We start from the raw sequence: 15,199 nt of genomic DNA, 5'->3' as shown, positions 1-15,199 counted from the left end.
AAAGCTGACCTCAGCTTCTTAAATGGTTGGGACTGGTGACGATTGGTAAGTCACTCTATGACAGGTGTGCGTTGGATGCATTGCCGAAAGTTGATCTACGAATACCAGTACTTCGACTTGCAGAAGGACGGCGGCGACAACTGCGTGCAGCAGATCGACGGGCTCCGGCGGCTCGACCTGCCCGAATTGCGCGCCATCTTCCCGCGGTTGAGGAGGACACGGGCATGGGCGCGAAGAACCTGACGACGGCGGAGATGCAGGCGATCCTGACATCACTGCTCGTCCATGAGCAGAAACTGAAGGAAACGGCAGGGCGAGCTGGCAGGAGCCAGGCCGACCCGAATGCCGTCTACGACGTGGTCGACAATCAAGCGGACCAACTTGAGGTGGTCCGAGCGCTCTACGACCGGATCGACGCCGCCGATGACCTGATTATCGTTGAGGGCGACGACTAGCCTCAGAAGAGCATCAGATCGTTCGCGGGCTGCAGATCCGCGTCCTGTGTGACGGTCGACCTGAAGGCTTCCTCGATCCGCATACGCTTCTGGTCCGGCCAGCCAGCAACGTGCGACGGTCGCACGAAGAAGTTCTCGGTCGCGTCCAAAATCATGGTCGAGAGGGCGAGGAGCTGGTTCTCACCGCACGATTGAAGGATCGGCTGGATACGCTCCCTGCAGGAATCGGCGTGGGTTCTGGGGTAACTGAAGATGACTGTCGTCTCCTCTTGGCTGGACGGGATCACGTTTAGGACGAGGCGGGGAAGGTCACGTTCCAGACGCCGGTCGTCGACGGCGAAGAATGATGACGAGGCGAGCACGGGCTGCCGCTCTTTAATTGGGACCACCGAATGCAGGATGTCGCCAAACCGCCCGGACGCGAACACTCGGTCATAGTATTCGGTCCGGTAGCAGTGGGTCACGTAGGCTCTCATCAAAGCGCGGGTCGCCCAGAGTAGCGGCGGCGAGTCCTCATCCGGCGAGACGCGTCCGTCCTCGACTGCGGTGCGCAGGGCATTCTGCAGATTATCGGCGCCTGCCATGGTGGCGTGGACTTCGCGCGTCACCGAGCGCCAGGCAATCAGGAACATCTGCGCTGGATTGTTGAAGTCCAGCGGTTGGGTGTCGATGCTGCGGAACACGGTGGCGTCGTGTTCGGCGCAAAGTCCCGTGAAGGTGGACGCCTGCCGCAATCCTCTACTCTCGAACCGGGACCGAAGCTGACCTTCGACTATCTTCGACCGCAATTCCATGACTTTCCGCTTCTCCGCGATGAGCGCAAGCGCCGTCGCCCGCTGCACGGAGTGCGCGTTGATCGCCTTGTTTGGGCACTTCATGGTTGGCCAGAGACATCTGCTGTAGCCGCGTTTGGCTCTGGCGTAGAACTGTTCGGTGAGCGCGTCGCCCTTGACCATCGATCTGTCCGCCGCTGTGGGGCGCGGCTTCTACAGCCTTCTACCTTCACTGTAAAGCCGTGCAGGCGCCGGCGTTGTGCGGCTGCATGCATCTACGCTGGCTCATCCGCAGCGCCCTGATTTTGCGCCTGAAAGAACGCGTGCCTGAGGTGCAGGAGTGCGTCTGCGTCCTGCTGATCCGCTCCGGCAAGGACGAGATCTGATCCGCCCCTTTCTCGTACCCCGCTCCGACTCCGATGACGTGTCGACTGACCGCTCGAATGGACTGCGAAATCGTGACTACCGCCTGTTCGTGATCATCGCCGCAGACGCGGTCGACGACCTGGAAGACGCGCTCGGGCGCCTTCCAGGAGTGCACCGCGTCCTATGACGACGAGGTGAGCGCCTACCTGCGGCAGCAAAGACAGGTCTTAAAGGGGAGCCGGCCACCTACGACGCGGGATCCGCACCGGCGATCCGGATCTCGTCGTCCTGGGTAAGGCGAACGATAGGCGGGCTGCTCCTGCTGGCACTCTTCGTCGGCTTCGCCATTGTCATGCCGAGAACAGGACCGCCCCCATCCGCTTGCTGGAACCGTCGTTCTGGACCAACCCAGTCACGTCCACTTCACAGCACAGAGCTACACGAACGAGACCGAGTCCTTGACCAGCGCTTGGTCAACGGAGCCGCTGTCTGACGCTAACCCCCGCCAAGTCGACGTCGAACGAGGATGCGAGTTCAGACCCCCGACAGCGCTCGGATGTGGCGGACGGTCGTCATCAGCCGCGGAACTCCGGTCGAGTACGCTCCGCTCACGAAGAGCATGTCGAAAAAGCTCCTGTTCAACATCTGATCTAGGTGGGGGGCTCATTCAAATCCAGGCGGTGACTGTGGAAACGAGTGCGAGTCTTCAGGTAACACCGGAAACCTGCTCAACGGCTGAATGGGGCGCGCGAAGCGGTCGTTCACGCAACGCCCTAGGAGCGACTGGAAAGGGTCACTTGCAGAAGTCTTGTCAGCCCACTGCAACGTCCGCTTTGCATTTTTGAGCATCGTAAGTTGTCAGTCCGCTTCCGGCCCAAAACAAGTCATTCGCTCGTCGCCTTCGCGATGACACTTCTTGGCGCCCAATCTTCCAAGCCTGCAACGTTCACTGCATCGCACGGGCGCGTATATTGGGTATCTTCGATTTTCTGAAACGTCACGTCATGCTGCTTCCATCTACTACCAAACAGTGGAGGCTGTGCCCGTGACACCGACGAAGCTCCTTGTCGGCCAGATCGTAGTTGTGTTCGCCATCGTCATCGTTGGCGTATGGGCGGCAACGCAATGGTGCGCCCACATGCTGGACTATCAGCCGCAGCTTGGCGCGCCATGGTTTGCCGCGGCGGCCCGGCCGATCTACAAGCCGTGGAAACTGTTCGAATGGTGGTTTCACTTCGACGCCTATGCGCCTGAGGTCTTCGACAAGGCCGGCATGCTTGCCGGAGCCAGCGGATTCTTGGGGTGTGCGGCCGCAATAGCTGGCTCCCTCTGGCGCGCGCGGCAGAGGGGGTTGGTCACCACCTACGGTTCCTCACGATGGGCCGCGGCTCGGGAAATCGAGAAGGCAGGCCTGTTTGAGCCGGCCGGCGTTTTCCTTGGCAAACTGAAGGATCACTATCTGCGACATGACGGGCCGGAACATGTCATGGCCTTTGCGCCGACACGTTCGGGCAAGGGCGTGGGATTGGTCGTTCCAACGCTTCTTTCCTGGACCGGCTCGGCCGTCATTCACGACATCAAAGGCGAGAACTGGCAGCTGACTTCCGGCTGGCGGTCGAAGTTCTCTTTCTGCCTCCTGTTCAATCCGACCGACTCGAGATCGGCGCGCTATAACCCGCTGCTGGAAGTGCGCAGGGGTTCAGATGAGGTCCGCGACGTTCAGAACATCGCGGACATTCTCGTCGATCCGGAAGGCGCGCTGGAGCGGCGGAATCATTGGGAGAAGACTAGTCATTCACTCTTGGTCGGGGCCATCTTGCACGTGCTCTACGCGGAAGAAGAAAAGACGCTCGCGCGCGTCGCCACTTTCCTGTCGGATCCGCAACGCTCGTTTGCCGCGACACTGCTGCGGATGATGACCACCAACCACCTCGGCACGGCGGACACACCTCGGGTCCATCCCGTCGTGGCCTCGGCGGCTCGCGAGGTGCTGAACAAATCAGAGAACGAGCGTTCTGGCGTTCTCTCGACCGCAATGTCGTTTCTCGGGCTCTATCGTGATCCGACGGTTGCCTCGGCAACATCGGCCTGCGACTGGCGCATTGCCGACCTCATGGATGCGGAACGACCGATGTCGCTCTATCTAGTGGTGCCGCCATCGGATATTTCGCGCACCAAGCCACTGGTGCGACTGGTGCTCAATCAGATCGGCAGGCGACTGACGGAGCGGCTGGAAGGTGACCCGAAGAAAAGCCGCAAGTACCAACTGCTCATGATGCTGGACGAATTTCCGGCTCTTGGTCGCCTCGACTTCTTCGAGACCGCGCTCGCCTTCATGGCGGGTTACGGCATCCGCGCCTATCTGATCGCGCAATCCTTGAACCAGATCTCCAAAGCCTATGGCGAGAACAACGCCATTCTCGACAATTGCCATGTGCGCATTGCCTTTTCCTCCAACGACGAGCGCACGGCCAAACGCATATCGGATGCGCTCGGTACGGCGACGGAACTCAGGTCCATGCGCAACTACGCCGGCCACCGGCTGGCGCCCTGGCTTTCGCACGTCATGGTCAGTCGCCAGGAGACCGCTCGCCCGCTGCTGACGCCTGGCGAAGTGATGCAGTTGCCGCAAGCTGACGAATTAATCCTTGTTTCCGGGTTGCCGCCGATCCGCGCCCAGAAGTTGCGCTATTACCAGGATCCGAATTTCACCGAACGGGTGCTGCCGGCGCCGGTGTTGCGCGACGGTCTGTACGCGGACTGTCCTGCGTCGCGCCCCGACGATTGGAGCGGACAAGTCCGCAGTGTTGACCGCCGTCTCGCTGCCGATGACGAACACGCCGGCGCGGCAATCGAAGAAGGGAGCGGCGTGCAACAGCAGCGTCATCCCGGCCTGCCTGAAGACCACGTCGTCGTCTCTCGGGAGCCTGATCAGGATGACCTCTTCAATCTGTCGGACGATGACGCCGAGGCACTCGCAGACAAGCGCGTCATGGACCGGGTTTCTACCGCGGCGAGCGCCTACGGCCTCAACGAGGGAAGGGGCGACGACAAGGACATCATCCCCGGCTTCTGAACGCTTTCCGCAACTGAGGCGTATCTCGGCGTAGATAACGCCCATAAGCGATTTTGCGGATCTCGGCGATGTTCGTTCGCACCGGCGCATCAGCGCCGGCCAGTCGGAACGAGACGTATGAAGCCCCGTCGCATTCGCCACCAGTTTCTGCTCGAACCCGAATTGAGCGAGAAGCTGGAAACCCTCAGCCGCAACCCGTCGACCACGAAATCGGCAATCGTCGCGAAAGCGGTCGAGGCCTTCATCGAACGGCGTGGTGAAAACGAGCTCGACCAGCGCTACGGCAAGCGGCTGGACCGTCTTTCCCGCGATCTCGACCATGTCAGGCGCGACGCCGAAATAACTCTGGAGAGCCTCGCGCTCTTAATCCGCTTTTCAATCACGCTTCATGCGCACACGCCAATTCCGGATCGGGCGACACAGGCGATCGCCCAAGAGCGCTTTGACAAATTCGTCGAGCAGGTCGGTCGCCAGATAGCCTCCGGGAAGCGCTCGCTTGGTTACGGCAATGGCAACGGAGGCGAAGGATGAACTCTCATCCCGCAGCGGACCACCGCCGCCGAGCCATGCTGCGCACAGCCATGGGCGCCGCGATCACCGAGGCCCTTGCCGATCCGACCGTCATCGAGGTGATGGTCAACCCCGACGGCGCGCTGAGGCTCGACCGGTTGGGAGAAGGCCGGGTCGATACAGGCGTGCATATGCATCCTGCCGAGGCGGAACGCATCATCCGGCTCGTCGCCTCCCATGTACGCGCCGAGGCGCATGCAGATAGTCCGATTGTCAGTGCCGAATTGCCATCAGGCGAGCGCTTCGAGGGTCTGCTACCGCCGGTCGTGCTGGCGCCATGCTTCGCCATCCGCAAACCGGCGGCAAAACTCTACACGCTGGCCAACTACGTCGCCGATCGCGTCATGCTCCCGCTGCAGGCTGATGCCCTGAGGAAGGCAGTGCGCGAGCGGCGCAACATCCTGGTCGCCGGCGGCACATCGTCGGGCAAAACGACACTTACCAATGCTCTACTGGCAGAAGTCGCCGAATGCGATGAGCGGGTGATCCTGATTGAGGACACCCGCGAGCTGCAATGCGCGGCCAAGGACTGCGTTGCCATGAGGACGAGGCGGGGCTCCATCACACTCGCCGATCTCGTACGCTCGACCTTACGGCTGAGGCCCGACCGCATCATCGTCGGCGAAGTCAGAGGCGCGGAAGCGCTCGATATGCTGAAGGCATGGAACACCGGACATCCCGGCGGCATTGCCACGGTTCACGCCAATTCGGCACGCTCCGCACTCTATCGTATTGAGCAGCTCGCCCAGGAAGCGGTTGTCACCGTTCCCCGCCGGCTGATCGCCGATGCCGTCGACTTGGTCATCTTTATTGCCGGAAGAGGACCCGCGCGCCGGGTTGACGCGATCGCCGAGGTCACGGGTCTCGACGGCAGCGGCGATTACGCCGTCACCCCGCTCACACTTCCGCAACTCCAGCAGCTCTGAAAGGTCACCTCATGCGCAAGAAGCTTCGCTTTCTTTCGTTCGCCGCCGTCGCGCTTCTTCTCACGGCCCAGGCCCACGCTGCCGGCTCCGGCATGCCGTGGGAACAGCCGCTGCAGCAGATTCTGGAATCGGTGCAGGGGCCGGTCGCCAAGATCCTCGCGGTGATCATCATCATCACCACCGGTCTGACCCTTGCCTTCGGCGACACGGCGGGCGGTTTCCGCCGGCTGATCCAGATCGTCTTCGGCCTGTCGATCGCCTTCGCGGCCTCGAGCTTCTTTCTTTCCTTCTTCTCCTTTGGCGGCGGGGCAGTCGTCTGATGAGCACCGGAGAGCAGCATATCGAAGGCTTCGAGGTTCTGATCAATCGGGCGCTCACCGAGCCGATCCTGCTCGGCGGCGCGCCGCGGGCGGTGGCGATCCTCAATGGCACGGTGGCCGCGGCCATCGGCCTAGGCCTGCAGCAGTGGATTGGCGGTCTAGTGCTCTGGATCGCCGGCCACACGCTCGCGGTCTTTGCCGCACGGCGTGATCCGGATTTTGCCAGCGTGCTTGTCCGTCATCTTCGTCAAAAGGGCTGGCTTGCATGCTGAAGCTTTCCGAATACCGCGGCAAAGCCGACCGGCTTGCCGACCATCTGCCCTGGGCAGCACTCGTCGCGCCCGGCATCGTGCTCAATAAGGATGGCAGCTTCCAACGGACATTGCGGTTTCGTGGCCCCGACCTTGAAAGCGCGACGGAGGCCGAACTCATCGGCATATGCGCGCGGGCAAACAATGCGCTGAGAAGGCTCGGCTCTGGCTGGGCATTATTCTTCGAGGCCGAGCGCATCGAAGCGCTGGGCTATGCGAGCTCGGCCCTTCCCGATGCTGCCTCATGGCTGATCGATGAGGAACGGCGCGCGGCCTTCGAGGGCAAGGTCGCGCATTTCGAGAGCATCTATCATCTGACCTTGGTCTTCATGCCTGGGCCCGATGGCCAAGCGCGCGCGGAAAGTGCTCTCGTCGACTCGCATGACTTGGGAGGGGAAAGAGACTGGCGCCAGGAGCTTGCCCGGTTCCGAGACGAGACTGACCGCGTTCTCGATCTTCTTTCGGGCTTCGTGCCCGAGGTGCGCGCGCTCGACGATGCCGAGACCCTGACGTACCTGCACGGCACGATCTCGACACGCCGTCATCCGGTCGCCGTGCCGGAAACGCCAATGTATCTCGACGGCGTCCTGGTTGACGCGCCGCTGACCGGCGGCCTAGAGCCGATGCTGGGCGAGCAGCATCTGCGCACGCTCACAGTTCTCGGCTTTCCGAACGTCACCCGGCCAGGAATCCTTGACGCGCTCAATAACCAGGATTTCGCCTATCGCTGGGTGACGCGCTTCATTCCACTCGACAAGGCGGAAGCCACGAAGACGCTGACTCGGCTCCGGCGGCAGTGGTTTGCCAAGCGCAAATCGATCGCGGCTATTCTGCGCGAGGTGGTGACCAACGAACCGGTGCCTCTCGTCGACAGCGACGCCGACAACAAGGCGCTCGATGCCGATGCAGCACTGCAGGCATTGGGCGGCGATCATGTCGGCTTCGGCTATCTCACCACAACGGTGACGGTGTGGGATCAGAACCGTAAAGCCGCCGCGGAAAAGCTTCGCGCCGTCGAGCGGATCGTCAACGGGCTCGGCTTCACCACCATTCGCGAAAGCATCAATGCCGTCGAAGCGTGGCTTGGTTCATTGCCGGGTCATGTCTACGCCAACGTTCGCCAGCCGCTCGTTCACACGCTTAACCTTGCCCATCTCGTGCCGCTGTCGTCCGTGTGGGCAGGTCCAGCGGAGAACGAGCACCTTGCCGAGGTCACCGGCGATTACGCTCCGCCGCTTCTTTTCGCCGAAACCAGCGGCTCGACGCCGTTTCGGCTTTCGACCCATATCGGCGATGTCGGCCACATGCTGATTGTCGGGCCGACCGGTGCCGGCAAGTCGGTTCTGCTTGCCCTGATCGCTTTGCAGTTCCGGCGCTACGCTGGCGCGCAAATCTATGTCTTCGACAAAGGCAATTCGGCCCGCGCCGCCGCGCTTGCCATGGGCGGCGACCACCATGCGTTGGGTGCGAATGGTGCGCTTGGTTTCCAGCCGCTGCGCCACATCGACGACCCGGCCACACAGAGCTGGGCGGCCGAATGGATCGCCGGCCTCATTGCCCACGAGAATGTCACCGTCACCCCGGAGGTGAAGGAGGCAATCTGGTCGGCGCTCACCAGCCTCGCCACCGCGCCGGCGCAGGAACGCACGCTGACTGGCCTGTCGGTCCTGCTTCAGTCCAATGCGCTCAAATCGGCATTGATGCCCTACACGCTCGACGGACCATTCGGCCGGCTGCTCGATGCCGATGACGACCGGCTGGCCATCTCGGATGTGCAGTGTTTCGAAACCCAGGAGCTGATGCACAGCCAAGGCGCTGTGCTGCCTGTGCTCACCTATCTGTTCCATCGTCTTGAGGACCGGTTTGACGGGCGGCCGACGCTGCTCATGCTCGACGAGGCCTGGGTCTATCTCGACAACCCGCTCTTTGCCGCCCGCATCCGCGAATGGCTTAAGGTGCTGCGTAAGAAAAACGTCTCCGTCATCTTCGCGACGCAGTCGCTTGCCGACATCGCCGGCTCTTCTATCGCACCCGCAATCATCGAGAGCTGCCCGCAGCGCATTTTTCTCCCCAATGATCGTGCGGTGGAGCCGCAGGCACGGGCAGCCTATGAGCGCTTCGGTCTTAATGAGCGACAGATCGAATTGGTCGCCCGCGCCACGCCGAAGCGCCACTACTATCTGCAGTCGCGCCGCGGCAATCGCCTCTTCGAGCTCGGGCTAGGCCCGATCGCTCTTGCGCTTTGCGGCGCCTCCGACCCGGCCGCGCAGACCCTGATCGACAATATTCTTTCCGAAGAAGGGCAGGGCAGCTTTGCCGCCCGTTTCTTCAGTGCGCGCGGCCTGGATTGGGCTGCCGAGCTTCTCCAGCAATTTCCTCAACCTAACAAGGAGCAATCGTCATGATCGGACGCCGCCTTTTTACTAGCCTGGTCACCGTTTCCCTGATTGCCAAACCGATGGCTGACTACGTCCAGCCGGCCTATGCGCTCATCGTGTTTGACCCGTCCAACTATACGCAGAATGTGCTGTCGGCAGCACGCGCATTGGAGCAGATCAACAACCAAATCCAGTCGCTTCAGAACCAGGCGACCATGCTGCAGAACATGGCGCGCAACCTTCAGCGCCTGGATTTCTCTTCCGTGGGCCAGCTTACCGGCTCGCTCCAACGGATTGACGGTCTGATGACCCAGGCGAGCGGCCTGAGCTTCGATCTCGACAAGCTGCAGGACCAGTGGCGCCAGCAATATCCGGAAAGCTACGACGCCACCATCAAGGTCAGCGATGTGGCGAGCGCCGCGCGCGAGCGCTGGCAGAGCGCCATGCAGGCGTTCCGCCAGACCATGAGCGCGCAGTCGCAGATAGTCGAGAACGTGCAGGCCGATGGCGACCTGCTTACCGACCTCGTCAATCGCAGTCAGGGCGCGGCAGGTGCCCTCGAGGCAAGCCAGGCCACCAATCAGCTGATCGCGCTTTCGACCAAGCAGCAGATGCAGATCCAGACGCTGCTTGCGACCCAGTTCCGGGCCGAGGCCGAGGATGCGGCGCGCAAGGCGCAGTCTGAGGAAGCCGCTCGCGAGACGACGAAGCGTTTCCTGGGCACCGGCACGGCTTATCCCGGCAACTGAGCGGCAGTTCTTCAAGACAACGAGGAAGGCGGCGACATGAACGACCTCGGAGTCATCGATCGCTTCATGGAGACCTTTACCCGCTACATTGACAGTGGGTTCGGTCTGCTTTCGGGCGACGTCGCCTTTCTCACCACCATTCTGATCGGCATTGACATCACGCTCGCGGGCTTGGTCTGGGCGTTCGGCGGCGAGCCCAACATACTTGGCCGGCTTGTTCGCAAAGTGCTCTATGTCGGCGCCTTCGCCTTCGTCCTGAACAATTTCAAGAACCTCGCCGACATAATTTACCGCTCCTTTGCCGGTCTCGGCATCAACGCATCGCCCGGCAACCTGTCCGCCGACAGTCTCCTGCGGCCAGGCCGCATTGCCGCGGCCGGCTTCCAGGGCGCCTGGCCGCTCCTCAATCAAGCGAGCCAGCTAGTAGGCTTCCCCGAGATCTTCGGTAACGCGCTCACCATCTTCGTGCTGCTTCTGGCCTGGTTCCTGGTCCTCATCGCCTTCTTCATTCTTTCCATCCAGCTCTTCATCACCATCCTCGAGTTCAAGCTCACCACGCTGGCCGGCTTCGTCCTGGTGCCCTTCGCGCTCTGGAACCGCTCGGCGTTTCTGGCCGAGCGCGTGCTCGGCAATGTGATTTCGTCGGGCATCAAGGTGATGGTGCTTGCCGTCATCGTCGGCATCGGCTCCACGCTCTTTGGCGAGTTCGCTTCCGCCCTGCAGGGCCAGGAGCCGGACCTGGCGGCGGCCATGTCTCAGGTACTGGGTGCGCTGGCGCTGCTTGGGCTCGGCATTTTCGGCCCCGGGATTGCCTCGGGTCTTGTTTCCGGCGCGCCGCAGCTTGGCGCCGGCGCGGCACTTGGAACAACGGCGGCCGCAGCTGGATCAACGCTCGTTGCCGGAGGCGCTGCGTTTGCCGGCGCGCGCATGGCAACAGGCGGCGGCCTCGCCGCAGTCCGTGCCGGCACCGCCATGGGGTCCGCTGCCATCGTCGCTTGGCAGACGGGGCGCGCGACATCGCCCGAGTCCGGGCTGTCCGGGGTAGCTGCTGGGCTGCAGGGGGTTGCGAGTGCCGCTAGCGGCGCCGCGATGCGGGGAATGCGATCCGCAGCAGAACCATTCCGCCGTAGTGCCGACGCCGGTCGCAATGCCGGCTGGACCGCGACCGGCGGCATGCCGACCAGCTCGATGAGCGGAAGCTCTCCAGTTATAGCTCCCGCAGCCGCGCCTGCCTGGGCAAGGCGTCTGCGTTCCGAACAGACCGCACGCGCCCATCGCCATGCTGCCACGCAGGCGGTGCGCGATGGAGATCGGGGCGGAAGCGGCGCCAATCCCTCCCTCAATGACAAGGAAGACTAGATGCTCTTCAAGCGACCCGTTCACCGTTATGGAAAGACGCCCGAACCCGTAACACCCTACCAGAAGGCCAGCCAACTCTGGGATGAGCGCATCGGCGCGGCGCGCGTCCAGGCCAAGAACTGGCGCTTCATGGCCTTTGGCTGCCTGGCTCTGACGACGGGGCTTTCCGGTGGGCTTCTGTGGCAGTCGATGCAGGGCCGCGTCGTGCCTTATGTCGTCGAAGTCGACCGCTTTGGCGAGGCGCACGCGGTCGCGCCGGCAGTCCAAAACTACCATCCCGACGATGCCCAGATCGCCTGGCATCTCAGCCGCTTCATCCAGAATGTCCGTTCGGTTTCCACCGATGCGGTTCTGGTGCGGCAGAATTGGCTGTCGGCCTACGACTTTGCCACCGACCGAGCGGCGCTCTTCCTCAACGAATATGCCAAGGCGAACGACCCTTTCGGCCAAATCGGCACGCGCAGCGTGTCAGTGCAGGTGACCAGCGTGGTCAGGGCTTCCGACAGCTCGTTCCAGGTCAAATGGACCGAGCAGGTGTTCGAGCGCGGCAGCCTCGCCAGCACGACGCGCTGGATCGGGATCCTCACCATCCTCATCCGCGCGCCTAGGACAACCGAGCAGCTGCGCAAGAACCCGCTCGGCGTCTTCATCAACGCCATCGACTGGTCGCGCGAGCTCGACAGCGCCGCGCCAACCCCCGTTTCCCCTAAGGAGCCCGCCAATGACAAATAGAGCCCCATTGCTTCGTGCTGCCTTGATCCTGTCGGCGTCTGCTGCGGTTCTTTCGGCCTGTGCCTCGAAACCAGTGCCGCCGCCTCAGATTTCCTATGACCACGAGGACTTCAAACCAGCCGCGATCGAGAAGGCGCCGGAGAAGCCGGTCAAGGTCGTGGAAGTGCCGAAACCGTTACCGTTGCCTGGTCAGTTGATGCCCGCACCCGGCAAGCCCGCCCCAGATAAGCGCTCGCCGGAAGAACAGGTCGCCGATGCCAACAAGGCGGCGACGCAACAACCCACCAAGTTTGGCTATGTCAATGCGGTGCAGGTTTACCCCTTTGCCGACGGCGCGCTCTACCAGCTCTACGCCGCGCCGGAGCGCGTCACCGATATCTCATTGCAGCGGGGCGAGAAGCTGAACTCGGTCTCAGCCGGCGATACGGTCCGTTGGGTGATCGGTGACACCGTTAGTGGCTCAGGCGATGACCAGCGCACTCATGTGCTGGTGAAGCCATTCGCGCCGGGGCTTGCCACCAATCTGGTCATCACGACGGACAGGCGATCCTATCACCTGCAGCTTCAAAGCACTGAGAAAACTGCCATGGCGGCGCTCTCCTGGATTTACAGCGAAGACCAACTCGTGGCGCTTCGGCGGCGCAACGCTCAGGCAGAGGCTGAAATGCCCGCGGCCTCGAACGTAGCACTCGAAAACATCCGCTTCCGCTATTCGATCACCGGCGACACGCCGCCGTGGAGACCGACGCGCGCCTTCGATGATGGCAGCAAGGTCTACATAGAGTTCCCGAAGCGCATCGATCAGGGCGAGGCGCCACCGCTCTTCATCGTCGGAGCCGACGGCGATAACCAACTCGTGAACTACCGGATGCGCGGCAACTACTACGTCGTCGATCGCCTCTTTGCTGCCGCCGAGCTAAGGCTGGGCACCAAACAGCAGCAGGTGGTGCGCATCACGAGAACCGACGGTCGGCAACCGCCGCGGCGGGTTTCGCTGTTTTCGCGCTTTGGCAGGTAAGGGGAGGCTCATGACCGATACTTCCCACCCGAATGCTCCGCCGAAGCTCAATCCCGAACAGTTGCAGCTGCGAGCCTCACCCCGCCGAGCGGTGCGGTTCAGGCGCGGCATAATCGTCGCGATCGCAGCTGTTGGCTCCGGCACCATCTTTGGCGTCACGATGATGGCGCTGCAGGGGCCGGCACTGCGCCTGAAGCAGCAGGCTGAAGAGCTTTACAGCACGGACCGCAAGCCGACCGCCGAGGGACTTGAATCGCTGCCCAAGGACTATTCCGGGAGCAAGCCGAAGGCTCCGGTGCTTGGACCGCCGCTGCCCGGCGATCTCGGCCGCCCTATTCTCGAGCACCAGCGCCAGCTTGGCATCGCGCCCGGGCAAGACGTTTCCGCCGAGGCGCAGCGGCTTGCACAACAAGCGATTGAAGCGCGCGAGTCGCAAGTCCTGTTCCGCATCGAAACCCGACTCCAGCAAACGGAAGCTTTTGGCAATGGGCAGGGCGGACGTTCGCCTTTCGAGACGGCGTCTCCGCAGCCAGATACCGAAGGCCAGCGAGCTTCCGTCGCGCCGGCCGAGGGCGACCAGAACAATCAACAGCGCAAGCTCGATTTCATCGATCAACGGAACACCGGCGGGATCTACAACCCGCATGCACTGCAGACGCCGGCTTCGCCCTATCAGATCATGGCCGGTAGCGTGATCGCTGCAAGCCTGATCACCGGCATCAATTCCGATCTGCCCGGCCTTGTCGTCGCCCAGATCACCGAGAATGTGCACGACAGCGTCACCGGCAGCATCCTGCTCATCCCGCAGGGCTCACGGCTGATCGGCACCTACGACAGCGTTGTAGCCATTGGGCAAAGGCGCGCTCTGTTGGTGTGGCAACGCATCGTGATGCCGGACGGCTCCTCTACCGAAATCGACAATCTGCCCGTGACCGACGCGGCCGGCTATGCCGGGCTCGAGGACAAGGTGGATTTCCATACTTGGCAGTTGATCAAGGGCGTCGCGGTAGCCACATTGCTGGGGGTTGGTACCGAGTTGAGCTTTGGGGAAAATGAAAGCGACTTGGTCAAGGCAATTCGTGAATCCACCCAGCAGAACGTCAGTCAAGCGGGCCAACGGATCACTGAAAAGAACCTGAACGTCCAACCCACGATCACCGTGCGCCCTGGTTGGCCGTTGCGCGTCATCGTGCACAAGGACCTCGTGTTGCGGCCATACACGGGGTGAACAGGAGGACTTCATGGCGAACCTGAAACTCGGAAAACTTCCGGATCGGACACCTTCGAAGATCACCATCACCGTTGGCGCCGCGTTGAGCCAAGCACTCAACGACTATGCCGCTCTTTACCGTCGGACCTATGGCGAGTCCGAAACCGTGGCTGACCTGATCCCCTTTATGCTGGTCGGGTTTCTGGAAGGTGACCGGGCATTTGCCAAGGCCAGAAAGGAAGGTTTGCCGGGCGCCGGCGCGTCGGAGAAACCGCGAAGGCAATCATCTTCCACACCGGACAACGCGTAACGCTTGGTGTCGCACCGCTAGGTTCTTGATGCTGACCGCGTTGCCACCGATCCCAGCAAGCGCTTCGCAAAATTTGATATCAGGCGTTCGCTTTACGCTTTGAGATAGGTTTCTTGGCCGGAGCAGCCTTCCCTCCCCCAAACCTAACGATTTTGCCAGCGCTGATCGGGCGGCCGAATAGTTCGGGGCGACCATGGGATAGTCCTTCGCCAGTCCCCACCTCGCCCGGTATTCATCGGGCGTCATCCGTGCCGGGTTGCCAGATGGCGCTTGAGTGACTTGTATTTCTGCTCCATCTTCAAGACTGATTATGTAGTCTGGGAGGACGGACCTTTTAGGATGACGGCTTCGGAGCCGTTTCTTCAGTTGGCGCCCTGTCCGATCTTAGTCAATGCCGAATTTAGACTAGCGATCAAATCGGGCAATCCAGAGACCGGAACCGCGTTCCTCTGGATAGGCCGAAAAGATATCCGCAGTAAGTGCGAATAGATTACTGCCGGCTTCTTCAGACATCATCACGCTCCTAGTCCTCTGATTGCAAATGGTCGCGTCCCGACAGGTGGTGTAGCTCGGCGGTAGCGAAGCCGCTCGCGAGCGCGCCCTCAACAGCGCTGTAGCGAGCGAGCGGCTTTGCGGTGGTCATCGA

The 15,199-nt window shown here is 62.0% G+C and carries 16 protein-coding genes; 14 read left to right on the top strand and 2 right to left on the bottom strand.

What is annotated here, in order from left to right:
* Positions 1–75 precede the first annotated feature (75 nt).
* Positions 76–243 (top strand): hypothetical protein, encoded by a 168-nt coding sequence (locus NKJ57_RS24675; RefSeq protein ID WP_023746223.1) that lies wholly within the window; start codon positions 76–78, stop codon positions 241–243.
* On the top strand, positions 225–455 hold the full coding sequence (locus NKJ57_RS24670; RefSeq protein ID WP_023669253.1) for a hypothetical protein: 231 nt from the start codon (positions 225–227) through the stop codon (positions 453–455). The genes NKJ57_RS24675 and NKJ57_RS24670 overlap by 19 nt, the downstream gene beginning before the upstream one ends.
* 2 nt (positions 456–457) lie before the next feature.
* Here the strand turns inward: NKJ57_RS24670 and NKJ57_RS24665 are convergent, their stop codons facing one another.
* Positions 458–1,411 carry a hypothetical protein gene (locus NKJ57_RS24665; protein ID WP_023669254.1) on the bottom strand — a complete coding sequence of 318 codons (954 nt, stop codon included), beginning with the start codon at positions 1,409–1,411 and terminating at the stop codon, positions 458–460.
* A 1,228-nt stretch (positions 1,412–2,639) separates the two neighbouring features.
* On the opposite strand from NKJ57_RS24665, the gene NKJ57_RS24660 reads away from it, so the two are divergent.
* The 12 genes from NKJ57_RS24660 (at position 2,640) to NKJ57_RS24605 (ending at position 14,553) form a co-directional block, all read left to right on the top strand.
* Positions 2,640–4,670 (top strand): conjugal transfer protein TraG, encoded by a 2,031-nt coding sequence (locus NKJ57_RS24660; protein ID WP_023669257.1) that lies wholly within the window; start codon positions 2,640–2,642, stop codon positions 4,668–4,670.
* A gap of 117 nt (positions 4,671–4,787) precedes the next feature.
* Positions 4,788–5,201 (top strand): CopG family transcriptional regulator, encoded by a 414-nt coding sequence (locus NKJ57_RS24655; RefSeq protein ID WP_023669258.1) that lies wholly within the window; start codon positions 4,788–4,790, stop codon positions 5,199–5,201.
* On the top strand, positions 5,198–6,166 hold the full coding sequence (trbB, locus tag NKJ57_RS24650; protein ID WP_023669259.1) for a P-type conjugative transfer ATPase TrbB: 969 nt from the start codon (positions 5,198–5,200) through the stop codon (positions 6,164–6,166). The genes NKJ57_RS24655 and trbB overlap by 4 nt, the downstream gene beginning before the upstream one ends.
* 11 nt (positions 6,167–6,177) lie before the next feature.
* Complete coding sequence (locus NKJ57_RS24645) at positions 6,178–6,486, top strand: TrbC/VirB2 family type IV secretion system protein (protein WP_023669260.1); 309 nt, start codon at positions 6,178–6,180, stop codon at positions 6,484–6,486.
* Complete coding sequence (locus NKJ57_RS24640) at positions 6,486–6,758, top strand: VirB3 family type IV secretion system protein (protein WP_023669261.1); 273 nt, start codon at positions 6,486–6,488, stop codon at positions 6,756–6,758. Before NKJ57_RS24645 ends, NKJ57_RS24640 begins: the two co-directional genes overlap by 1 nt.
* Entirely contained in the window at positions 6,752–9,202 is a 2,451-nt protein-coding gene (gene trbE, locus NKJ57_RS24635; protein ID WP_023669262.1) for a conjugal transfer protein TrbE, read from the top strand. Before NKJ57_RS24640 ends, trbE begins: the two co-directional genes overlap by 7 nt.
* On the top strand, positions 9,199–9,924 hold the full coding sequence (gene trbJ / locus NKJ57_RS24630; protein WP_023669263.1) for a P-type conjugative transfer protein TrbJ: 726 nt from the start codon (positions 9,199–9,201) through the stop codon (positions 9,922–9,924). Before trbE ends, trbJ begins: the two co-directional genes overlap by 4 nt.
* 36 nt (positions 9,925–9,960) lie before the next feature.
* Positions 9,961–11,283: a P-type conjugative transfer protein TrbL gene (gene trbL / locus NKJ57_RS24625; protein WP_023669264.1), complete on the top strand. Its 1,323-nt coding sequence runs from the start codon at positions 9,961–9,963 to the stop codon at positions 11,281–11,283.
* Positions 11,284–12,015 carry a conjugal transfer protein TrbF gene (gene trbF, locus NKJ57_RS24620; RefSeq protein WP_023669265.1) on the top strand — a complete coding sequence of 244 codons (732 nt, stop codon included), beginning with the start codon at positions 11,284–11,286 and terminating at the stop codon, positions 12,013–12,015.
* Positions 12,005–13,033 (top strand): P-type conjugative transfer protein TrbG, encoded by a 1,029-nt coding sequence (trbG, locus tag NKJ57_RS24615; RefSeq protein WP_023669266.1) that lies wholly within the window; start codon positions 12,005–12,007, stop codon positions 13,031–13,033. The genes trbF and trbG overlap by 11 nt, the downstream gene beginning before the upstream one ends.
* A gap of 10 nt (positions 13,034–13,043) precedes the next feature.
* A complete protein-coding gene (locus tag NKJ57_RS24610; protein WP_023746228.1) occupies positions 13,044–14,261 on the top strand; it encodes a TraB/TrbI/VirB10 family type IV secretion system protein in 1,218 nt (405 codons plus the stop codon).
* 13 nt (positions 14,262–14,274) lie between these two features.
* The gene (locus tag NKJ57_RS24605) at positions 14,275–14,553 is read left to right on the top strand and encodes a DUF2274 domain-containing protein (protein ID WP_023669268.1); all 279 of its coding nucleotides are present in this window, start codon (positions 14,275–14,277) and stop codon (positions 14,551–14,553) included.
* Here the strand turns inward: NKJ57_RS24605 and NKJ57_RS24600 are convergent.
* Positions 14,527–14,862, bottom strand: coding sequence for a MucR family transcriptional regulator (locus tag NKJ57_RS24600; RefSeq protein ID WP_352498603.1), 336 nt, complete (start codon positions 14,860–14,862; stop codon positions 14,527–14,529). The genes NKJ57_RS24605 and NKJ57_RS24600 overlap by 27 nt on opposite strands.
* Positions 14,863–15,199 lie beyond the last annotated feature (337 nt).

The organism is Mesorhizobium sp. M0077, assembly GCF_040322955.1.
Classification (GTDB): Bacteria; Pseudomonadota; Alphaproteobacteria; order Rhizobiales; family Rhizobiaceae; genus Mesorhizobium.
The sequence above is the reverse complement of the archived record's forward strand: the minus strand, read 5'-3'. Positions and strand labels throughout refer to the sequence as shown.